At 63.3% G+C, this 19916-nt stretch carries 20 protein-coding genes; 7 read left to right on the top strand and 13 right to left on the bottom strand.

Translation table 11 applies throughout. The annotated features are described in order from the left end of the window. A partial coding sequence (locus MO486_RS15700; protein ID WP_242903426.1) for a M4 family metallopeptidase occupies window positions 1-233 on the top strand: 233 nt, incomplete at its 5' end. A 73-nt stretch (window positions 234-306) separates the two neighbouring features. Here the strand turns inward: MO486_RS15700 and MO486_RS15695 are convergent. The 3 genes from MO486_RS15695 to MO486_RS15685 all read right to left on the bottom strand — a co-directional run bounded on the left by MO486_RS15695 (window position 307) and on the right by MO486_RS15685 (window position 3797). Next, complete coding sequence (locus MO486_RS15695; RefSeq protein ID WP_242910053.1) at window positions 307-1782, bottom strand: DUF418 domain-containing protein; 1476 nt, start codon at window positions 1780-1782, stop codon at window positions 307-309. Between the two features lie 78 nt (window positions 1783-1860). Beyond that, window positions 1861-3111 (bottom strand): DUF418 domain-containing protein, encoded by a 1251-nt coding sequence (locus MO486_RS15690; protein WP_242910066.1) that lies wholly within the window; start codon window positions 3109-3111, stop codon window positions 1861-1863. Between the two features lie 206 nt (window positions 3112-3317). Next, complete coding sequence (locus MO486_RS15685; protein ID WP_242910050.1) at window positions 3318-3797, bottom strand: peptidylprolyl isomerase; 480 nt, start codon at window positions 3795-3797, stop codon at window positions 3318-3320. 90 nt (window positions 3798-3887) lie between these two features. On the opposite strand from MO486_RS15685, the gene MO486_RS15680 reads away from it, so the two are divergent. Together MO486_RS15680 and MO486_RS16530 are read left to right on the top strand one after the other, a co-directional pair. Then, window positions 3888-4418, top strand: a complete 531-nt coding sequence (locus tag MO486_RS15680; RefSeq protein ID WP_242910048.1) for a C40 family peptidase — start codon at window positions 3888-3890, stop codon at window positions 4416-4418. 107 nt (window positions 4419-4525) lie between these two features. Then, window positions 4526-5167 (top strand): C40 family peptidase, encoded by a 642-nt coding sequence (locus tag MO486_RS16530; protein ID WP_242910046.1) that lies wholly within the window; start codon window positions 4526-4528, stop codon window positions 5165-5167. Window positions 5168-5245: 78 nt separating this feature from the next. Here the strand turns inward: MO486_RS16530 and MO486_RS15670 are convergent, their stop codons facing one another. Further along, window positions 5246-5737, bottom strand: coding sequence for an acyl-CoA thioesterase (locus MO486_RS15670; RefSeq protein ID WP_242910044.1), 492 nt, complete (start codon window positions 5735-5737; stop codon window positions 5246-5248). Continuing rightward, on the bottom strand, window positions 5734-6201 hold the full coding sequence (locus tag MO486_RS15665) for a GNAT family N-acetyltransferase (RefSeq protein WP_242910042.1): 468 nt from the start codon (window positions 6199-6201) through the stop codon (window positions 5734-5736). The genes MO486_RS15670 and MO486_RS15665 overlap by 4 nt, the downstream gene beginning before the upstream one ends. 86 nt (window positions 6202-6287) lie before the next feature. Here MO486_RS15665 and MO486_RS15660 point away from each other — a divergent pair, with 86 nt between their 5' ends. Together MO486_RS15660 and bla are read left to right on the top strand one after the other, a co-directional pair. Beyond that, window positions 6288-6800 (top strand): hypothetical protein, encoded by a 513-nt coding sequence (locus MO486_RS15660; protein WP_242910040.1) that lies wholly within the window; start codon window positions 6288-6290, stop codon window positions 6798-6800. Further along, on the top strand, window positions 6782-7654 hold the full coding sequence (bla, locus tag MO486_RS15655) for a subclass B3 metallo-beta-lactamase (RefSeq protein ID WP_242910064.1): 873 nt from the start codon (window positions 6782-6784) through the stop codon (window positions 7652-7654). The genes MO486_RS15660 and bla overlap by 19 nt, the downstream gene beginning before the upstream one ends. A gap of 3 nt (window positions 7655-7657) precedes the next feature. Here bla and MO486_RS15650 read toward each other — a convergent pair whose 3' ends face one another. Continuing rightward, window positions 7658-8095, bottom strand: a complete 438-nt coding sequence (locus MO486_RS15650; protein ID WP_242910038.1) for a GNAT family N-acetyltransferase — start codon at window positions 8093-8095, stop codon at window positions 7658-7660. Between the two features lie 102 nt (window positions 8096-8197). Further along, window positions 8198-9553: a dicarboxylate/amino acid:cation symporter gene (locus MO486_RS15645; RefSeq protein WP_242910036.1), complete on the bottom strand. Its 1356-nt coding sequence runs from the start codon at window positions 9551-9553 to the stop codon at window positions 8198-8200. Between the two features lie 143 nt (window positions 9554-9696). Between MO486_RS15645 and MO486_RS15640 the strand changes: the two genes are divergently transcribed. Then, the gene (locus MO486_RS15640) at window positions 9697-11418 is read left to right on the top strand and encodes an alkaline phosphatase (protein WP_242910035.1); all 1722 of its coding nucleotides are present in this window, start codon (window positions 9697-9699) and stop codon (window positions 11416-11418) included. 276 nt (window positions 11419-11694) lie between these two features. Here MO486_RS15640 and MO486_RS15635 read toward each other — a convergent pair whose 3' ends face one another. From MO486_RS15635 to MO486_RS15620, 4 genes are all read right to left on the bottom strand, one after another. After that, window positions 11695-12090, bottom strand: coding sequence for a DUF4279 domain-containing protein (locus MO486_RS15635; RefSeq protein WP_242910033.1), 396 nt, complete (start codon window positions 12088-12090; stop codon window positions 11695-11697). Beyond that, window positions 12087-15272: an RHS repeat-associated core domain-containing protein gene (locus MO486_RS15630; RefSeq protein ID WP_242910031.1), complete on the bottom strand. Its 3186-nt coding sequence runs from the start codon at window positions 15270-15272 to the stop codon at window positions 12087-12089. The genes MO486_RS15635 and MO486_RS15630 overlap by 4 nt, the downstream gene beginning before the upstream one ends. Window positions 15273-15367: 95 nt before the next feature. Then, window positions 15368-17263: a hypothetical protein gene (locus MO486_RS15625; RefSeq protein WP_242910029.1), complete on the bottom strand. Its 1896-nt coding sequence runs from the start codon at window positions 17261-17263 to the stop codon at window positions 15368-15370. A 168-nt stretch (window positions 17264-17431) separates the two neighbouring features. Further along, on the bottom strand, window positions 17432-17851 hold the full coding sequence (locus MO486_RS15620) for a CopD family protein (RefSeq protein WP_242910027.1): 420 nt from the start codon (window positions 17849-17851) through the stop codon (window positions 17432-17434). Window positions 17852-17888: 37 nt separating this feature from the next. Between MO486_RS15620 and MO486_RS15615 the strand changes: the two genes are divergently transcribed. Beyond that, window positions 17889-18488, top strand: a complete 600-nt coding sequence (locus tag MO486_RS15615) for a class I SAM-dependent methyltransferase (RefSeq protein WP_242910025.1) — start codon at window positions 17889-17891, stop codon at window positions 18486-18488. A 60-nt stretch (window positions 18489-18548) separates the two neighbouring features. On the opposite strand, the gene MO486_RS15610 is transcribed toward MO486_RS15615, so the two are convergent. Beyond that, on the bottom strand, window positions 18549-19448 hold the full coding sequence (locus MO486_RS15610; RefSeq protein WP_242910023.1) for a sensor domain-containing protein: 900 nt from the start codon (window positions 19446-19448) through the stop codon (window positions 18549-18551). Next, a complete protein-coding gene (locus MO486_RS15605; RefSeq protein WP_242910021.1) occupies window positions 19445-19837 on the bottom strand; it encodes a PadR family transcriptional regulator in 393 nt (130 codons plus the stop codon). Before MO486_RS15605 ends, MO486_RS15610 begins: the two co-directional genes overlap by 4 nt. Window positions 19838-19916 lie beyond the last annotated feature (79 nt).

The raw sequence follows: 19916 nt of genomic DNA, 5'->3' as shown, positions 1-19916 counted from the left end.
CCTGCGCCGCCGGCGACAGCAAGAACGCCACCGGCAACGGGTCGCTCACTGGCATCGGCCGCGCCGCGGCTGGCGCCATCTGGTACCGCGCCCTGACCGTGTACATGAGCTCGGGCACCACCTACCCACAGGCACGAACCGCCACGTTGAACGCGGCCAGCGACCTGTACGGGGCCGGCTCGGCCGAGCGCGCCGCTGTCGCGGCCGCTTGGAGCGCCATCAACGTCAACTGATCCAAGGCGACATCGCTGTAAAACAAAACGGCCCGCGCAAGCGGGCCGTTTCTTTGGAGGAAGTGGACGTGGCCTATGCAGCTTGTGCTTCCAGATGCCGCATGCGCGGGATTTGCAGATAAGTGACGCTCCGCCACAACCATTCCATCGGCCCATAGCGGAAACGCGCCAGCCACCAACGGCTCAACAAGACCTGCACGCCGAACACCGCGAATACGAACGGAATCTGCCATGCACGGGCCAGGCCCCAGTAGCCCAGTCCGTAACCGTAGAAGACCAGGGTGCAGATGACGGATGTGCCGAGGTAGTTGGTCAGTGCCATGCGTCCGGCGGGTGCCAGCGGTGCCACCCAGCGACGCAAGCGGCCGTGGAACATCAAGACGACCGCGCTGATGTAACCCAGGCATGCCGGCAGGTTGCCGAGCATCGCCAGTCCCATCGCCAATTGGTAAGGACCATCGTTCTGGTCGCGCACGTGCGTGACCGCAATGCTTGCGCTGATCAGGCTCATGCCCAGTCCCAACGGGATACCGAACCAGGCGAGTTTTCGGAACAGATCGAGATGCGCGGCGGGATTCGTCATCACGCCCGAACGGATGAACCATGCGCCCAGCAGGAACATGCCGAGGACGATCACCGCGAAACCGACCGTCTGTCCCTGGTGCTTGACGAACTGCTCGGCGCGCCATGCGACCGCTTCGGCATACGTGCCCCGGCTCATCAGGCGTGTTTCATCCGCGATGTCCTGGGCGTGTTCCTTGCGACGCTCGAGCTTCTTCTCTTTCTGCTCGGCGAGTTCCTTCTTCTGCTCCGGCGTCTTTGCCGCCTGTTCCGCGGCTTGTTCGCGCGCCTGTGGCGGGGTCACTGTCATTACCGCCCCGCCGATCGTCATCGCCAGGAACGGCAACAGGTACAGGGCGAGACCCGCCCCACGCATGCCGGAAACGGGCCAGCGACGCAGGGCCGCGGCGACACAGGCCAGCACCAGCAGCGCAATGCCGAAACCGAGGAACGGGCCCCATGGCGCCAGTTCGTGGCCCAGGAACTCGGCCAGTCCGAACGCGCCGGCCAGCAGGCCGAGCGTGCCTGCGAGGATGAAGAGGATTCGTGGGCGCGTATAGAACACCACCATCAACAATGCTGCGCCGGTCGCATAGCTGAACAGGATGTCGCCCATCCAGATGAAGATGAAGTGCAAGGCACCGATCACTGCCAACGCCAGCGTGCGTCGCAGGTAAGGGCCGAAGAAGCCGCGACCAGCATGCTCGGCACGGGTCAGCATCACTGCGAACCCCATGCCGAACAGCAGCGAGAACATCGTCCAGAACTTGCCGCGCACGAATACGTGCACGAACCAGCCAGCCCAGTAGTCGATCCCGGAGACGCCAGCCGGCAGCCCCGCATCAAGATCGCTGAGCGGTCGATTGAACCACTCGATGTTCATCAGGAAGATGCCGAGCAGCGCGAAGCCGCGGATCACGTCCAGCGTGACGATGCGTTCGTTGCTGGCGACCGGCTTCAAGCCAGTGTCCGACATGCTTGCGTTCATGCGCCCTCCCTCATGTGTCGGGATTAGCGCACGTGGCGATGATGATGATCAGGGCCGGAAGTCACCCATCTCACGGCCTTACGCTGGTGCCAATCGCATCGCCGGGCGCTTGCGGTAGGTGAGCCAGCGCCACAGCCATTCCATCGGACCATAGCGATAGCGCGACAGCCACCAGCGGCTGTACATGACCTGCAGCGCAAACACGACGACGACGAACAACGGTTGCCAGGCGCGCGGCAGTTGTTCGAAATAGCCGAGCCCGTAACCGTAGAAGATCGCGGTGCAGATCACCGACTGCATCAGGTAGTTGGTCAGCGCCATGCGCCCGGCCGGCGCCAGCCAATGCAATCGCCGCGCCCACGCCGGCTGTTGCATCGCCAGCACGATCACCGAGAAGTAGCCCATGCACATCAGCAGATTGGCGAGCAGCGCCGCACTCTGGGCCAGCGCGATGCCGAGGTTCATCTCCGAGAACGACATGGTCGGATGGCGCCACGTCGACCACAGCATCAGCGGCAAGCCGAGTCCCAGGCCGACATTGCGCAGGTGCCGGAACAACGGCAGGTGCGCACTCGTATCGCGGATCACGCCACTGCGCACGAACCACGCGCCGAACAGGAACATGGCGAGGAACAACCCTCCGCCGAAAAAGATGAAGCTCAGCATCGCGCCGGTATCGGCAGCGCGCTGGGCGACGGCTTGCAGGTAAGTCCCCGCGCCATAGGCCTGGCGCTCCGCTTCGGCCATCGCCGCGATCTGCTTGCCTTGTTCGGCCATGCCTTTCTGCATCTCGGCCGCGGCCTGCGGATCCTGCTGGGCCATCGTCACGCCAATGGCCCAGCCCCACGTCAGCAGCATCGGGAGCAGATACAGGGCGATACCCCATTTCGGCAAGCGCGAAACGGGCGTGCGACGGAAGAACAGCAGCAATACGAAGCCGATCAACGCGTAAGTCAGCAGGATGTCGCCCGACCAGATCAGGATCGCGTGCACCAGGCCAATGCCGAGCAAGGCAAGCAACCGCCGCGCATACAGGGCGGTACCGCCGGCGCCGGCCGCATTGGCGCGCTCCAGCATCACTGCGAAGCCCATGCCGAACAGCAACGAGAACAGGGTGAAAAACTTGCCCTGCACCAGCACGTAGATGGCGGTATCGACCCAGCGGTCGGCGCCTTGGAAACGCGGATTGACCCCACCCAACGCTTCGAAGACCGGCCCGACGAAGGCCTCGATGTTCATCAGCAGGATGCCCAGCAACGCGAAACCGCGCAGCACGTCCATCACCTCGATCCGCTCGCGCGCGCTGATCGGCGCCAGTTCCGAATGCATGACTTGCATGGACGGCCCTCCCCGTTGGATGGGCGCAGGGTAGCGTATCGGTGGAACGAAAACGGCCCGCTTGCGCGGGCCGTCATTGTTTTTGCTCGTCATTCCAGCGAAAGCTGGAACCCATTTTGATCTAGCTTTAGTTCTCACCAAGCAAGTCAACGTCAAAATGGATCCCTGCTTTCGCAGGGATGACGGCAATGGCTCTCTTAGTGCTGGTGACCGCCGTCGCCGTGCACGTGGCCGTGCTCGAGTTCCTCGGCGCTGGCTTCGCGCACTTCGACGATCTCGACGTCGAAATGCAGGTCCTTGCCGGCCATCGGATGGTTGAGGTCGATATCGACCACGCTCATGCCGATCTTCTGGATCGTCACCGCGCGCGGGCCGAAATTGGTGTTGAGCACGACCTGCATGCCCGGCTCCAGGCGCTGCGCACCGAAGTGCTTCTTCGGCACGCGCTGGGTCAGCCCATCGCGCTTCTCGCCGTAGGCCTGCGCCGCCGGGACGTCGACGCCGAAGTTCTCGCCGGCTTCGCGGCCGTCCATCGCCGATTCCAGGCCCGGGATGATGTTGCCGTGGCCGATCAGGATCGCGAGCGGCTCGCGCTCCTTGGAGCTTTCCAGGGCCTCCTGGCCGACTTCGGAAACGGTGTAGTGGAAACGGACGACGCGGTCTTTTTCGATCTTCATTGAATACTCGCGAGCACCGGCTTGCCGGCGCGGTGGGGAACGGCCAAGATGCCGGCCGTGAACAAGGCCGCGCATTATCCGCGCCATCCCATGCCTATACCAGCGTGGCCCGCGCCAGCGCGCGGCCTCGCGCTCCTTCTCCTCTGCATCGCGCTCGCAGCCTGCGGCGGTGGCGAAGCGGTACGACCCGCGCGACCAGTCGCGATGCCGCGGGTCTGGCCAGTGGTGCCGCCAGAAGATCCCGCCAAGGCCAACGCGGTGCTGATGCGGGCGATCAGCCTGGTCGGCACGCCCTACCGCTATGGCGGCAATACTCCGGAAGGCGGCTTCGACTGCAGCGGCCTGGTCAACTACGTCTATCGCGACATGCTCGACCTGCGCCTGCCGCGTACCTCCCGGGACCTCGCCGACTGGCAGGGCCCGCGCATCGCCCCGACCCGTCTGGCCGCGGCGGACCTGGTGTTTTTCGGGAGCCGCGGCAACGTCAGCCACGTCGGCATCTACGTCGGCGAAGGTCGCTTTGTCCACGCCCCCACCACCGGCGGCACGGTGCGACTGGACCATCTCGATGGCCCCTATTGGCGCGACCACTACAGCGGCGCGAAGCGGATTTTGCAGTAAAAGCGAGCAAAATCATGCACTTCTTCACGCTCGCCTAACGAAATTTGAACCTTTCGACCGGCTGAGGCGGGCATGATCGCCCTCAGTTTCAGAGAAGTGACCCCTGCGTGACGACCGACGACCTGCGTTCAGGCCAGCCCGCCGCCACTCGCCGCCTCCGCCGCGGCGCATTCCGTGTCCTCTGCTGTGCCGTGCTTTGTGCGGCCAGCCTGTCGTCGTATGCGCAATCCGCGCCCGCCGCTGCAACCGCTCCGGCGCAGGCCAATGTCACCCCCTCGACCCAGCTCGGACCGTTTGGCGACGACCTCGTCGTGTCGCCGGCAAAACCCGTCGCCGAAACGCCCAAGCTCGGCGAACGCATCCAAGGCCTGCTCGCCAAGGCGATGACCCTGCTCGGTACCCCGTACCGCTGGGGTGGCGAAGATCCGGAACGCGGACTCGATTGCAGCGGCCTGGTCGGTTACGTGTTCCGCACGGCGCTCGGCATCGAACTGCCGCGCGTCTCGCGACAGATGTTCCACAGCGGCGAAGCGGTCGCCGACCGTTCCGCGCTGACCCCGGGCGACCTGGTGTTCTTCGGCCGCCGCGGCCGCGTCAACCACGTCGGCATCTACGTCGGCGATGGCCGCTTCCTGCATGCGCCAAGCCGTGGCAAGGATGTCCGCGTGGACAGCCTGGTCAGCGGTTACTGGAGTGGACGGTTCGTACAGGGCCGGCGCGTGGCGACGGCGACGGCCACGGAGAGCTGAGCAGGGCCGCTACATAGATATGTCTGCGAAGGCCGCCTTGGGCGGCCTTTTTGTTGGCGGTCACTCGCGCCAGGCAACCTACGAATCGACGCGGTACCGCGCGATGGTCTGCTCGATCCCCTTGCTCAGTTCCATCACCCGCTGCGCGTACTCGGCCAGGCGATGATCCTCGTCGTCGAGCGGCGTCCATGGCGGCACCGGGGTCGGCTTGCCTTCGACATGATCGAGGGCGACGAAGACGATCACGCAGTGGGTGCACAACCGATCCTGGGTCGCTTCCTGCATCGGATCGCGCGCGCGGACATCGACGGAAAAGTGCATCGAGCTGGTGCCGGTATGCACCAGCTTGGTCGACACAGTGACCAGGTCGCTGATCCGAACCGGCGCCACGAAACGGATGCCGCCAACCGCGACGGTCACGCTGTATTTGCCGCTCCAGCCGACCGCGGCGGCGTAGCCGGCCTGGTCGATCCACTTCATCACCGCGCCGCCGTGGACCTTGCCGCCGTAGTTGACATCGGTGGGCTCGGCGAGGAAACGGAATTCGAGTTCGCGCTGTTGGCCGCTCACGAGTGGAAGCCCTCCAGTCGCAGTTCCATGAAGTCGGGGGGCACGGTCCAGCCGAGCCGTTCGTACAGTGGACGGCCATGGTCGCTGGCATGCAGTTCCAGAATTGGCACACCTGCATCGGTGGCGGCCTGTTGCAGCGCGCGCATCAAGGCTTCGGCGACGCCCTGCCCACGTGCCTCCGGCAGCACATACACGTTGATCACGTACCAGCCGCGGCCGACCGGGTTGTGGCCGTTCGGGATGCGCTCGAATGGATTGACCGCAGCGGTACCGACGATGCGGCCGTCGCGTTCGGCCACCCACACGCGCACGCGCGGGGTTGCGAGTGCGTCGCGGAACCACTGTTCGAGCACGTCGGTGAAGCCAGCGTGCGAGGGTTGTCCGACTTCAAGCAGGAACTCGACGCGCAGGCGTGCGAGCTCGGCGGCGTCGGCGGGGTGGCATTCGCGGATGCTGTAGTTCATGCCGCCGATTATGCGCAGGACCGGGCGGTTGCGGCAGTCCATGTGGCGGGCGATGCTGCGGCCCTGTCCACGGTGGAGCGCAGACGATGCTACGCACGATCCTGGGATTGATTGCAGGTGTGATCGCGATGTTCGGAGTGATCATGGGCACCGAATATCTCGGCCACCAGCTCTATCCGCCGCCGCCGGGCCTCGACCCGATGAATCCGGCGCACGAACAGGCCTTCATGCAGTTCATCGCGACCATGCCGGTCGGCGCGAAAGCCATCCTCGTCGCTGCCTGGACGTTGGGCGCCTTCGCTGGCGGCTTCATCGCGGCGAAGATCGCGCAGCATCCGCGCGTGGCCGCCGTGATCGTGGCGCTGGTGGTGATGTCTGGCGTGGTGATGATGTTGATCAAGATCCAGCACCCGTCCTGGGTCAGCGCGCTCGGCCTGCTGTTGCCGATTCCGGCGGCGTTGTTCGCGGCACGACTGGCGAAGCCGCGCGCGATCCCGAAACTGATCGAACCGATTCGCGCGGCATCTTGTTTGCGATGCACCGCATCGCAGACACTATCCCGCCGCGCGAGTCACTGCCGATGTCGACGTTCCGCCTGATCGTTCTCGCCTGTGTCGTATCGATTTCCGTAGCCGGCGCGAACGCTGCCGAGCCGGTATTGCCGCCCTCGCAGGCCTATCAGACTCCCGATAGCTGGCGACAACCGATCGCACCATTCCGCATCGCCGAACACACCTGGTATATCGGCACCGCAGGCCTCAGCGCGGTGCTGATCAAGACGCCGCAAGGTGCTGTACTGATCGACGGCGGCATGCCGCAAGCCGCCGACATGCTGCTCGCGCGCATGCGCGAACTCGGCGTGGCGCCGGACGACCTCAAGTGGATCCTGCACGGCCACGCCCATGGCGATCACGCCGGTCCGATCGCCGCGATCCAGCGCGCGACCGGCGCGCGCGTGGTGAGCAATGCCGAATCCGCCGCGTTGCTCGCCCGTGGCGGCAGCGACGACCTGCAATTCAGCGATGAGATCCTCTATCCACCAGTGCACGCGGACCGCCTGGTCCAGGATGGCGAAATCGTCGAACTTGGCGGCATCCGCCTCACTGCGCATTTCATACCCGGTCACACCCCAGGCAGCCTGAGCTGGACCTGGGATGACGTGCGCGACGACAAACCGCTGCGCATCGCCTATGTCGACAGCGTGAGCGCGCCAGGCTATCGCCTGCTCGGCAACCCACGCTACCCGCGCGTCGTCGATGATTACCGCCGCACCTTCGACGTCGTGCGCGCACTGCCCTGCGACCTGCTGCTCACGCCGCACCCGGACGCCAGCGGTTGGGCGCCTGGCACGGACGCACCATGGCAGGCAGCGATGACTTGCAGCGCCTACGCCGACACGGCGGAAAAGAAATTCGACGCGCAACTCGACGCCGAGCGCAAAGCCACGCGCTGAGCGTCAACCCTGCGGCTTGGCAGCGACCACGTATTCCATGTTGACCGAGAACGGCGCCGTCTCGACGAAGCCGAACTGCGCGTACAGGTGCTTCGCATCGCCATCGGCGACCAGGGTCACGTAGGCCGATGGCATCGCGTTCGCACGCAACCAGGCGTCAAGCGCGGTCATGATGCGTTTGCCAAGCCCACGCTTCTGGTACGCGGGCTCCACGGCGATATCCACCACCGTGTAGAAGCAGCCGCCGTCGCCGATGATGCGGCCCATGCCGACCACCGCGCCGTCGTGGCGCAGGCTCACGCCATATAACGTGTTCGGCAAACCGCAGCGCGCGGCCTCGAGCGTCTTCGGCGACATGCCGGCCGCGATGCGCAGGCGGCAATAGTCGTCGACGTCGGGAAAGCGTTCGACCAGTTCGATGCTGTCAATCGTTTCGGTCATGCGTCCTCTGCGTATTTGCAGGTGGCGTAGGTGGGCTTTAGCCCACCGTTCTCGATGCCGCGGAGATGGTGGGCTAAAGCCCACCCTACAGGTCATCGTTCATCACGCGCGTTCCTTCGCTGCGACCTCCGCGGCCTCGCCTTCGGCGATGCCGACATTGCTCGATGCGGCTTCATACACCTCGCGATCGAGCAGTCCAGTTTCCTTCGCTACCAGCACCGGCACCAGCATCTGTCCGGTGACGTTGGTCATCGTCCGCATCATGTCGAGGATGCGGTCGATGGCGTACAGATAACCGATGGCTTCCAGCGGCAAACCGGCTGCGCTGAGCACGACGGTGGCCATGATCACGGCCGTGCCCGGCACGCCGGCGGTGCCGAAGCTGCCCAGCACAGAGGCCAGCATGATGACCAGGTATTGCGACATCGACAGCTCGATGCCGGTGTATTGGGCGATGAACACCGCCGCCAGCGCCGGATAGATCGCCCCGCACCCGTCCATCTTGATGGTGGCCCCGAGCGGCACGGCGAACGCGGCGTAATCGCGGTCGACACCGTGGTTGTGGGTCGCACTGCGCAGCGACACCGGCATCGCGGCAAAGCTGCTCGATGCGACGAAACCCACCTGCATCGCGGAGGCCGCGCCGCGGAAGAACTTCAGCGGATTGAGCCCGTGCGCCAGCAGCAACCCGCTGTACACGACCACGATGTGGAACGCGCAGGCCACGTACAGCGCGATCACGAACGAGCCCAGCGGTAGCAGCTTCTCGAAGCCGTACGCGCCGACCAGCCCCGCGATCAGGCCGAAGGTGCCCAGCGGCGTGAACTCCAGCACGTAGCGGGTGACCTGGATCATCGTCTCGCTGGCTTCGCCCGCGAGCTTGCGCAGCCCGGCGACCCGGTCGCCAAGCTTGATGAAAGCGAACCCGACCAGGCCGGCGAAGAAGATCACCTGCAGCACCGTGCCGTTGCGCGGCACCAGCACATTCATGCCATCGGCCGTCTTGGCGGTCGCCGCGCCGGACAGCGCCTGGAACGGATTGGACGGCACGATGTTGAACAGCACGTCGAGCACGCGCGGCACGTCCTTGGGCTTGTAGTCGGCGGCGACCTGCAACGTCTGCAGGTTCACGCCCATGCCGGGCTGGACGATCGCACCGACGACCAGGCCAACGCAGACCGCCAGCACGGCGGTGATCGCGAACCACAGGAACGTGCGCCCGCCGAGCGCGGCAATCGATTTCTGCCCGTGCAATGAACCGACCGCACTGATCACCGCGAAGAACACCAGCGGCACGGCGATCATCTTGATCAGGGTGACGTACAGGTCGCCCAGCGGCCCGAACCAGGTTTCGGCGTCTTTGCCGAAGAGCCAGCCCGCCAGCGCACCGAGCACGAAACCGGCGAGCACACGCTGCCAGAACGGAATGCGAAGCCAGGCGGCAACGACTTTGGTCATCGGACGAACCCATGCGGAGCGAGACCCTGCACCTTAGCCGAGCCCCGGCCGCCGTGGCGAGTGCACCAGCGCAATAACGGCATTCCATCCTAGTAACAGTGGACCGGCATAATCGGCATCCCGTCCCCCGATGCGATGCCTCGATGCGCCTGCACGTCCTTCCGCTCGCCCTGACCGTCACCCTGCTCGCCGCTTGCGCCAGCACACCCACTGCCCGCGAAGCCGTATCGAACAATGCCATGTCGGACAACACCCCCGACGCGGCATTCACGATCGACGTGCCGAAGATCAAACACCCCGACGGCGAAACGTCCGCATGGTGGTTCCGCGACGGTGCCGCACAGGCGGCACAACGCGGCGCGATGAATGGCCGCGCCAAGAACGTGATCCTGTTCGTCGGCGACGGCATGAGCCTGACCACGGTCGCCGCCGCACGCATCCTCGACGGCCAGCGCAAAGGCAATCCGGGCGAAGAGAATCGTCTGAGCTGGGAGACTTTCCCGGCAACCGCGCTGAGCAAGACTTACAACACCGATTCGCAGACGCCTGATTCGGCCGGCACGATGACGGCGATGGCGACCGGCGTGAAGACCCGCATCGGCATGCTCAGCGTCGGCCAGCAGGCCACCATGGGCGATTGCGCCGGCGCGCTGAAGACGCCACTGCTGAGCTTGTGGGAACTCGCCGCAAGCAACGGCCTCGCCACCGGCGTCGTCACCACCACGCGCGTCACGCACGCCACCCCGGGCGCAACCTTCAGCCATGTTCCGGACCGCGGTTGGGAGAACGACACCGAGTTGTCGGAAGAAGCAAAGGCGCTTGGTTGCACCGACATCGCGCGGCAGATGATCGAATCGCCTTACGGCACCGGCCCCGACGTACTGATGGGTGGCGGTCGCACCAACTTCATGACGGTCGAGCAACGCGATCCCGAGCACGACGACAAGGTCGGCCTACGCCTGGACGGCCGCGACCTGATCGCCGAGTGGAAGCAGCGTCACCCGGGCGGCGCCTATGCGTGGAATACGAAGCAATTCGCGGCCGCGCCGAAAGACCAGCCACTGCTGGCGCTATTCGAACCCAGCCACATGCAGTTCGAACACGACCGCAAGACCGATGTCGCCGGTGAGCCTTCGTTGGCCGAGATGACGCGCGCGGCGATTACGCGCCTGTCGCGCAACCCGAACGGCTACGTGCTGCTGGTCGAAGGCGGCCGCATCGACCACGCCCACCACCTCGGCAATGCGTACCGCGCGCTGACCGACGCGATCGCGATGAGCGAGGCGGTGCAGGCGGCGAACGAGATGACATCCAACGACGACACGTTGATCCTGGTCACCGCCGACCACTCGCACACGTTGAGCTTCGTCGGCTACCCAGTGCGCGGCAATGCGATGCTGGGCAAGGTGCGCGGAACCAGTGGCGAAAGCGCGGGCAGCAGCGAATACGCACTCGACGCCCTCGGCCTCCCCTACACCACGCTTAACTACAGCAACGGCCCCGGCTACATCGGCGCCAGCGCGCAACAACCCGAAGGCCCGAAGCATTTTCAGCACGAACTCAGCGGCGTCCAGGCTGCCGATGGCCGTCCTAACCTGAGCACGGTCAACACCGAAGACCCCGACTACCTGCAGGAAGCGATCGCCCCTATGTCGAACGAATCCCACGGCGGCGACGACGTCGGCATCTGGGCCCGCGGCCCAGGTAGCGATGCCGTACGCGGCAGTGTCGAGCAGAACGCCATCTACCACTTCATGCTGCAGTCGATGCCCGCGCTGCGCGCCGCGTTGTGCGCGAAGAATGCGTGCGATGCCAACGGCGTACCGGTGGAGTTGCCGAAGCCGGAAGCATTTACCACGAAGTGAATCACCGGATTCACGTAGGGCGGGTCTTGACCCGCCTTACGCGGGTTGCTGGGCGTACGCACAGGACGCAGCAAGAAGGCGACCACGCCCGCGGTCAGCACCCGGTTGGAACGCCGGCTCAAGCTGACCGAGCGCATGCCCCCCAAGCCCAAGCAACAGTTGCTCGGCCTGATCGACACGTTCCTCGCCGCGGCAGAACACACCAAAGGCGTAGTCACGAAGCGCACCAACACAAAAGCCCGCTCAATGAGCGGGCTTTTGTGTCATGGGATCAGCCTAATTGCCTCCGTCCCCTTTGTTCTCCTCGCCGCGACTCCATACGTCTATACAAATATCTGCCTGTAGTGAACCTAAAAACTCAATGAGCTCTGGCGAGACAACAAATGCTCGGTTCGGCTGGTCTAAGCCAAAATAAAGCCACAGTCGAATTTCGCATCCCTCTAACGCCAGCTTTCGCAAGCTCTCTCTTCTCGGATCAAATATTTTCAGAATCTCGGACGCGTGATCCTCGATCCTATTTGATTGCAACACTTCGATCGTTGATAGTAGCCAAGAAAAAACTCTGCCCTTCTCGCCTACGCGAGTAGGGCTGATTTCAAGCAAGGCAGTTACTTCATCACTCTTGAAATGTTTACTGTAGATTGCCAACGTCGCATAGGCATTAGGTGTCATTGATTACCGTCCTGAACTTTTTCCGGCTTCTTCTCTTCTGGAGGAGGCGGTGGCGGTGGTTCTTTTTCTGGTTCAGGGTCAGTCTCTGGTGGTTCTGGCTTGGTATTCGGATCGTTCTTTTTGTCTTCTTGCATCTTCAGCCAACGATCATAGGCACCCATCTCGCTCGCGTTTAACTCCCCTGAGTAGGTAATCAAATAGAGGATAAGGTTCGCCTTAAGGGCCAGACCTGGCGTGAGGAATCCGCGTTGTCCTCGCATTGAACCGCCAGAGCTGCTCTTGCCTCCTTTCCCGCGAGGCTCCCCTAGCTCCTTCCATTCCTTGTGCAGTTCCCTTAAATCCGATCGAGAGTAGTTTTGAGCCCCACCTCTGCCTTCCAGCTGCTTTTCGCCATGTACCCAGTCTTGAAAGCGCTTGTCGGTGAATTCGTACCAACTGTCCTGAGGCGCACGCCCATCCGGATCGGTAAAGCGGTACGGGTTGTTATTGGCGTACCAGTACCGATTGAAGTTGCCGCCGGTGTTTCCGTTGGCAGTAACGGGATCCACGCTCAAGAACCGCCCAATCTGCGGATCGTAATAGCGCTGCTGCATATACGTCAGCCCAGTCGTCGCATCCTCCACATGGCCGGTATACCCCGGGCCATCATGGATCGGCCGGTTCAGCAGCTTGCCGTAGGGTTCGTATTCGCTGGTTTCAATCACCGCACGGCTGGCGTCGGTCACAGCCACCGGACTGCCGAGGGCATCGGTGTGCTGGTACTTCAGCACATGGTTGCTGGTCCCGGTCGGAGTTTCGCGCGTAGCGACGAGGCTGCCGCCCAGGTAGATGTAGTTGTAAACCTTGACCTTGCGATCATCGCGCTGATACCGCAGCACGCCATCCTGGCCGTACATCGACAGGATGTTCTGGGCCGACGCATTGGCCCATGCCAGCACACGGCGGCCGTGGCCGTCGTAGCGATAGCTTTCCAATCCGGGCGCCGCGCGCAGGCGGTTGCCGAAGTCGAAGGTGTACGGCTGAGCGTTCTTCAGCTTCAGATTCCCTTGCGGGTCGTATTCAAGCGTCGTGGTCGCAGAGCCATCCGTGCAGTTGGTGGAGTTGCTGCGAACGAACGATAGGCGCTGGCTGGTTGCGTCATAGCAATATCGCAAGTTGCGGGCAGGCGTGAGGAGGTGCTGGGGCGCGACGAGGGTCTGCAGGTTATCGAGGACGTCGTAGGTGTAACTAATCGTTCCACCGAACATTGGCGAAGCGGTCGACGTCAGCCGGTCCAGCCCGTCGTACGTCATCGTGCGGTTGCCTGAGGCGTTCGGCCGGCCATCGCTGATCGCGGCGACATTGCCGTTGGCGTCGAAGTCGTAGCTGTCATCCAGCACCGCGGTACTGGTGCTGTAGACATCCTTACTACGTTCCGGAAGCTGTCGCGTGTTCTGCGTGAGGGTATGGACGATGCCGTTGCCGTAGGTGAACTGCTTGATCGCCCCATTGGGGAAGTAGCTCACGCCGGTGGCGTAGCTGCCGTACGTGCTGGTGGCCTGCGTCGCCTGACCAAGCGCATTGGGCGCGTAGTTGATCGTTTCGTTACCGGGGTGGACCACCGTCGCCAAGTGACCGTTGGTGTTGTAGGTGTAGCCGAGGGACCATGTGTACCAGCCAGGCTGGCTGAGGTTCTCGCCGACGAGCAATCGCCGTTTGTTGTAGCTGTAGACATTGGCGACTTGCAGTCCACTGGCCTCATAGGTCTGAAGCTGCGCCGGCAAGCCATCAGGCGTGTAGATCAGGACCTGGGTACCGTTGTCGTCGGGGAACTCAAGCCGGGTCAAGCGGTTGCGAGCATCGTAGGTGCGCGCGGCTTTGCGGGCCAGGATGGCGGTGGTGTCACCCTCCGCATCGCAGGCGGTCGCGATGGGCAGCCCGCTGGCCGACCAGGCCAAATTGCCGGCCGCGTCGTAACCCATCAGGGTCGCGTCGGTTTCCGGTTCGGTCGTCCTGCACAGTTCCTGACTCGAGTTGTATGTGTAATCGCGATTCAGGACCGTCGTGCCGCCGGTCGGACTACTGCTGTTGCTCCGGCGCAACCGGGTCGGCTTCCCGAACACATCCCGGCTGATATGGGTGTAGGCCCCTTCGGGATGCGTGATCGCCAGCGGCAAGTCATTGCTCGGCTGGTCGTAGGTCAGGTACGCGGTGGTCGTCGTGATCTTGCCGCGCGGGTTGGTAATGCGGGTCTGGAAGCCGGTGAGGTATTCCGTGGTCGTGGCCAGCACGCCCAACTCGGAATCCTGTTCGACGCGCGTGACACGGTCGAGGGCGTCGTAGGTGGTGCGGATGCCTTGGGTCGGCACTGTGTAACCGGTCAGCCCCTGCATCGGATACGACTGGTAGATGGCGTGGCCGTCGGCGTCATAGCGCGTCACGGTCTGACTGAGTGTGCCGCTGGTATTGGCAGTGTCGTAGCGTTCGCTGACCAGTGGCCGCCACATCGCGTCGTAATACGTGACCTGACGACCATTACCGGTGCTGACCGTTTGTTTCCAGTGACCGGCCGCAATGCCGTACTCGGTGGAGGCTACTGGCGCGAAGGTCCGGATGGTGTCGATCCAGTTGACGGTGTCGGCGTCGGGATAGTCGATCTTGCTCAGGCGACCCATTGGGTCGAATTCGTATTTGGTCGTATAGGCATTTTCGTCGGTGACCGAGGTGAGCCAGCCGTTGTCGTTCACCACCGCCGATTGGCTGCTGCCACTGGACGACTCCGGCGTGGCCGGATACTGGATCAACTGCGGGATGCCACGCTTCCAACTGCTGAAGGTGATCGTGGTATTGAGCGTGCCATCGCGCCCATCGGAAACGGTCTTGAGCGTGCCACGTTGTCCGGTGCTAACCGCCGAGGTGGTGTCGTAGGTCAGGGTCTGCTGCAACTTGCCGAAAGTCGAGGTGGTCAGCGGCAGCGCATAGGTCGTATCGAACGTGGACGCACTCACCATATCGCCATCGCAAGCGGTGCTGGCCGGCACCGAAACGGTGCAACTCACACTCGCCGTCTGGCCCAGCACCCACATGGTGGTGTTGTCGTGATACGTGATCGTCTCAGTCTTGCTGTAGGTCTGCGCCTGCGCGTCCGGCAGAGCCAACAACACACCCAGCGTCAACGCCGATGCGATCCCAATGTGCTTCATCGTTCCTTTCCCCTCGCCTTGTGGCGACTATCCCTGTTCCAACCGCGCAGCACGCGGCATGTCGATTTCAATGACCCGACGACTTCCCTACACCATCACGGTGCAGGCGCGCTCGACTTCGTCACACTGGTTGGCCGTGCGAAGTGGTCGAACGTGTTAACCCCATTCGTGAAGGTCACGCCGTCCTGGGAGATGGTGGTTTGGCGCAGTGGGTCGAACTTCTCCGAGCTGTAGTCACCACGCGCGTTGCCTGACATGCCAAGTCGTGCGGGGTAAGGCTGTCCAGTGGCATCGAACTGATAGGTGTAGTCAGTCCTACGGACCGTGACACCGCTGGCATTGATGACTTCGGCCGTGAGTTCCCTGCCTTCACCACCTTGGTAGCGATTGCTGTACGTGTGACGCACCTTTGTGCCAGTCGGGTCGGTTACTTCGACGTACTTGGTCGTGGCGCACCCTGCGGAGCAATTTGATGCCCAGCTATTGTTGGGAGGGCCGTAGGCGTACTGCCATGTCGCTGTCGTCAGTCCAGGACCGCTGATCGTCTTGGTCTTCAACGATCGCGTATCGAAGATATACGGGCGATAGGCATACCCGTAGTAGGTGTTATCGGGCAGCGTATAGCCCGGGCATGTGCGGTCAACGTACGAGCGACCATGCCGCACCGCGCCTACGGTGAACGTCCCCGTCGCTCCAGACGGATGCTTGACGGTGCCAGTGCCTCCACCATATGCCGGCGGAGGGTTGTCACAAGCAACTTGCACGGATGCCAATGAGCCGTGGGGCCCACTGTTATAGGTAAAAAAATCCTGGAGTGGTGCCAGGGAATACACCCAGGTCGAGCTGTCTGGCAGCGTGACCGTCAGGCCATTTGTCCAGTTGTATGTCCAAGTACGGCCATTGGCAGTGGCTGAAACAAATAAGCCGCCGCTATAGGCGATCGTGATCGTCCTGCCATCGGTCGCGGAGATGGTTGTCGGGCCATCGGGGCCGTATGTATAGGTCACCTGGTTGCCAAACCGATCGATAATTTTGGATGGATAGATCAGTACTTTCTTTCTCTCCAGGTAGTCGCTGTCGCTAACGGGAGCAAGCGTTGCCGTACCGCGGCCATTTCGAGAATTGCGAGTGTTGCCACCTGCGACCAACCCAGCGGGCCCTACGCCAAGGGGGCGGGTCAATGTTTCGAGTGGTTCGCTCATGAACCAGTCGAAGTAGTACTTCGTGCCGGTGGGGGAAACCGCAAGAAATCCCTCGCCCGCGTCATTCGCGGCAGTCGTCAGGCACGAGATTCGCCAACCTGACTTGGTAACCCATTTGTAAGTCGCGCCATCGGTCGGGAGTTGGACGCCACCGCTAATCACCTTGAGAATCTCTTCGTTGCCAGCAGCGGGCATCGAAAGGTAATCGCCCGACCAGAATTCTCCGGGATCCCACATAGATGTCGTCCCTACCGTGTTTCTCCCGGTCGCATTTCGCGGCGCTGCTGCACCGGAGCTGCATCGGCCCGTGGCCCCAGTAGTAATTGATTTTCGGGTCCAGCCGACATCTTCGGGATACACACCCTCCAAGTGGGGCAAGTCGATCTTCCAGGTCTGATATGCCTGTGTATCGTTCAATGACAGCTTTCGCCTAAACGACACATCCAGTGCGTTGTTGCCTGGAAGATTGATATCGGTTGTGGCGAACGAAAGTTCGCCCGTGTACAGGCTGATTTCTTCGCCAAACAAGCCGTCGACCGCGAGACCGTCGATCGTGGAAGAGGGAATGACCTGCTTGTAGCCTTCCTTCCAGGTCTGCGTCTGGGCTAGCAATGGCGCTCCATGCAGCAGTAGCCCTAAACCGCAGCAGCATGCGACTGGAGCGAGACGCACGAATGCGGAGGGCTGCCGCCCCAGTTGCTTCGACATATTTCCCCCAAAGTAGTAGCGACCCAAGCCGTCGACGAGCACACGAGCCACATGCACTGTGCGGCGAATCAAATCCGTCATATCCCTTCCCGTCCCCTGAGGCCGCCGCGTTGCACGGCGTTAGCCTCTCCCTAGCCTGGGGCAAGCATCCGATGTCAGAGCATCAAGTACAAGTGACTCGACAATGCGAGACGCCGGTCACCAGTTGTGTATTCCTATTCAGGCAAGACGGGGGCAGGCGCTCACCTGTTAGAACGGCTTCGCCAGCACCAGATACACCACCATCACCAACACCACCACCGGCAACTCGTTGAACCAGCGCAAGGTCCGCGTCGACGGCAGCGCGCGACCTTTCTCCACGCCCTTCAACCAGCGCCCGGCGACGATGTAGTGCGCCAGCAATATCGCGACCAGCAACAACTTCGCATGCAGCCATTCGCCACGAATGCCGAAGTGCAGCCACAGCGTCAGACCAAGCACCACCGCAAAGCCGAACATGATGTGGCCGAAGCGATACAGCCGCCGCCCCATCAGCAGCAAGCGTGCACGCACCGCGGGTTCGTCGCCGGCTTCGGCCAGGTTGACCAGGATCCGCGGCAGGTAGAACACGCCGCCCATCCATGCCATGACGAACACCAGGTGTGCGGTCTTGGTCCAGAGGTAGGCCATCGGTTTGCTCCGCAGGGTCTCGCGATAGGATGACACGATGAGCAAACTTTACGACCGCACCTACTTCGACCGCTGGTACCGCAGCGGCGGCATCGGTGGGCGCCAGCGCCTGCTACGCAAAGTCGCCCTCGCCGTCGCCACTGCCGAATACCATCTGGAACGCCCGCTGCGCACGGTGCTCGACATCGGCTGCGGCGAAGGCGCCTGGCGAACGCCGCTGCTGCAACTGCGACCGCAGGTGCAGTACCTCGGTTTCGACAGCAGCGAGTACGCGATCGCCCGCTACGGGAGCGCGCGCAACCTGCACCTCGCTCGTTTCGCCGATTTCGAAATGCTGCGGCCGTGCGCGCCGGTCGACCTGCTGGTATGCAGCGACGTGCTGCACTACCTGCCCACGCGCGAACTCGACCGCGGCCTGCCCGGCCTCGCCGAGCTCTGCGGCGGCGTCGCCTTCCTCGAGACCTTCGCCCGGGGCGATCATGCCGTCGGCGATGAGCACGAGTTCCAGCAACGCCCCGCTTCGTTCTACCGCCAGCGCTTCGCCAATGTCGGCTTTGCGCCACTCGGCTCGCATTGCTGGCTGTCGCCGGCGTTGCGCGGGCATGCGGTGGCGCTGGAAATCGCCGCCGCACCGTAGGGCGGGCCTTGGCCCGCCGTCACGCAACATCGATGCCACGATGGCGGGCCAAGGCCCGCCCTACGCGTACTGCGCGCTCTTGACCAGCAAATGCTTGGCCAGCTGGCCGTGCAATTTGCCGATGCCGCGAGCGAGATGCAGCGTGGCGAACAGCAAGACCACGCCTGCGATCATCACCAACGGCCAGCTCCATGGCTCATATGCCACCATCAAGTCGATGCCATCGAGATTGATGTAGCCATCGGCACCGAGCAGCAGCGCAATCGGCGCAGCGATTAACGCCAGTGACACGCTCAACAAGGTGACGGCGAGAGTGAAATAAGTGATGCCCAGCGGCAGCATTGCGAGGAAATAGATCTGCGTGCTCCAGATGCGCGGATCCGTGAACAACTCCTTGATCCGTTCCAGCAGCGGTTTGCCGCGCGTGCTGTACAGCGGTCGCCGTGGCATGCGCTCGCCGAGCATGACCTCGACGAGGCGGCCTTCGACCAGCGACAGGATCCGCACCGATCCGAAGTAGAGGATCACGAACGGGATGCCGATGATCAGCACCGCCAGGCCGGCCGACATCGACAGGCCCGCGACCACCCAGGTGAAATAGAAGATGCCGGTAGCGAGCGACAGCAGCATGTAGAAAAGCGCGGCGTAGGTGCGCGGTTCGGCGATGACGCCGAAGAAGCGGCCGAGCAGCGACTGCCGCGGCGGCGGCGGCGGCGCGCGCAGGGCGCGATCGACCTTCACTTCGGTCTCGCGATAGATCTCCGCGACTTCATCCGGCGCGCCATAGCTGCCGGCGACGGCGGCGATCACCTCGGCTTCTGATTTACCGGGGTTCTCGGCGAGTTCCGAGCGCAGGTATTCCTCGGCGTCGTACAACGCGTCCTGCACGAGGGCGGGATCGGCGCCGGCCAGGGCCGCGCGCAGTTGGTCGAGATAATCAGCAATCGTGGTCGCGGTCATTGCGGCAGCCCCTGGAGGACGGAATCGACGGAATCGCGGGTCGCGCGCCAGGCGGCGACCCATTCGCGCAGGGCTTCGCGGCCTGCGGCGGTGATCTGGTAGTAACGGCGCGGCGGCCCCGCGATCGAGGGCTCCACATGGCTGTCGAGCAGGCCGGCCGCGCAGAGGTTGCGCAGCACCGGATACAACGCGCTCTGCTTGCCGCTGAGCACGCCCTCGCCCTCGTGCTCGAGGCGCTTGGCGATCTGGTAGCCGTACATGGGTTCGGTCGCGGCGCCGAGGACGGCCAGCAATGCCAGCGACACGGTGCCGGCACTGAGTTCCTTCTGGAACTTCTTCAGGCTGTCGCTGGCCGTGGGTTCGGCGGACTGGGGCTGGGGTTCGGGCATACGGCCTCCCGCTAAGTTGGAGGCAACACTATTACTTACTTCGCTATAGCGAATGTGCCGGTAGTCACGGGATCACCGC

Origin of the sequence: Lysobacter sp. CFH 32150 (genome assembly GCF_022758295.1) — a bacterium.
Classification (GTDB): domain Bacteria; phylum Pseudomonadota; class Gammaproteobacteria; order Xanthomonadales; family Xanthomonadaceae; genus CFH-32150.
Note: the sequence above shows the minus strand (reverse complement) of the source record. Positions and strands in the feature narration are given on the sequence as shown.

Excerpts from the sequence above, each read along its gene's own strand:
- MO486_RS15695 (WP_242910053.1), bottom strand. The coding sequence starts at position 1,782 with ATGAACGCAAGCATGTCGGACACTGGCTTGAAGCCGGTCGCCAGCAAC.
- MO486_RS15690 (WP_242910066.1), bottom strand. The coding sequence starts at position 3,111 with ATGCATTCGGAACTGGCGCCGATCAGCGCGCGCGAGCGGATCGAGGTG.
- MO486_RS15685 (WP_242910050.1), bottom strand. The coding sequence starts at position 3,797 with ATGAAGATCGAAAAAGACCGCGTCGTCCGTTTCCACTACACCGTTTCC.
- MO486_RS15680 (WP_242910048.1), top strand. The coding sequence starts at position 3,888 with ATGCCTATACCAGCGTGGCCCGCGCCAGCGCGCGGCCTCGCGCTCCTT.
- MO486_RS15665 (WP_242910042.1), bottom strand. The coding sequence starts at position 6,201 with ATGAACTACAGCATCCGCGAATGCCACCCCGCCGACGCCGCCGAGCTC.
- MO486_RS15660 (WP_242910040.1), top strand. The coding sequence starts at position 6,288 with ATGCTACGCACGATCCTGGGATTGATTGCAGGTGTGATCGCGATGTTC.
- bla (WP_242910064.1), top strand. The coding sequence starts at position 6,782 with ATGTCGACGTTCCGCCTGATCGTTCTCGCCTGTGTCGTATCGATTTCC.
- MO486_RS15650 (WP_242910038.1), bottom strand. The coding sequence starts at position 8,095 with ATGACCGAAACGATTGACAGCATCGAACTGGTCGAACGCTTTCCCGAC.
- MO486_RS15645 (WP_242910036.1), bottom strand. The coding sequence starts at position 9,553 with ATGACCAAAGTCGTTGCCGCCTGGCTTCGCATTCCGTTCTGGCAGCGT.
- MO486_RS15640 (WP_242910035.1), top strand. The coding sequence starts at position 9,697 with ATGCGCCTGCACGTCCTTCCGCTCGCCCTGACCGTCACCCTGCTCGCC.
- MO486_RS15635 (WP_242910033.1), bottom strand. The coding sequence starts at position 12,090 with ATGACACCTAATGCCTATGCGACGTTGGCAATCTACAGTAAACATTTC.
- MO486_RS15630 (WP_242910031.1), bottom strand. The coding sequence starts at position 15,272 with ATGAAGCACATTGGGATCGCATCGGCGTTGACGCTGGGTGTGTTGTTG.
- MO486_RS15625 (WP_242910029.1), bottom strand. The coding sequence starts at position 17,263 with ATGACGGATTTGATTCGCCGCACAGTGCATGTGGCTCGTGTGCTCGTC.
- MO486_RS15620 (WP_242910027.1), bottom strand. The coding sequence starts at position 17,851 with ATGGCCTACCTCTGGACCAAGACCGCACACCTGGTGTTCGTCATGGCA.
- MO486_RS15615 (WP_242910025.1), top strand. The coding sequence starts at position 17,889 with ATGAGCAAACTTTACGACCGCACCTACTTCGACCGCTGGTACCGCAGC.
- MO486_RS15610 (WP_242910023.1), bottom strand. The coding sequence starts at position 19,448 with ATGACCGCGACCACGATTGCTGATTATCTCGACCAACTGCGCGCGGCC.
- MO486_RS15605 (WP_242910021.1), bottom strand. The coding sequence starts at position 19,837 with ATGCCCGAACCCCAGCCCCAGTCCGCCGAACCCACGGCCAGCGACAGC.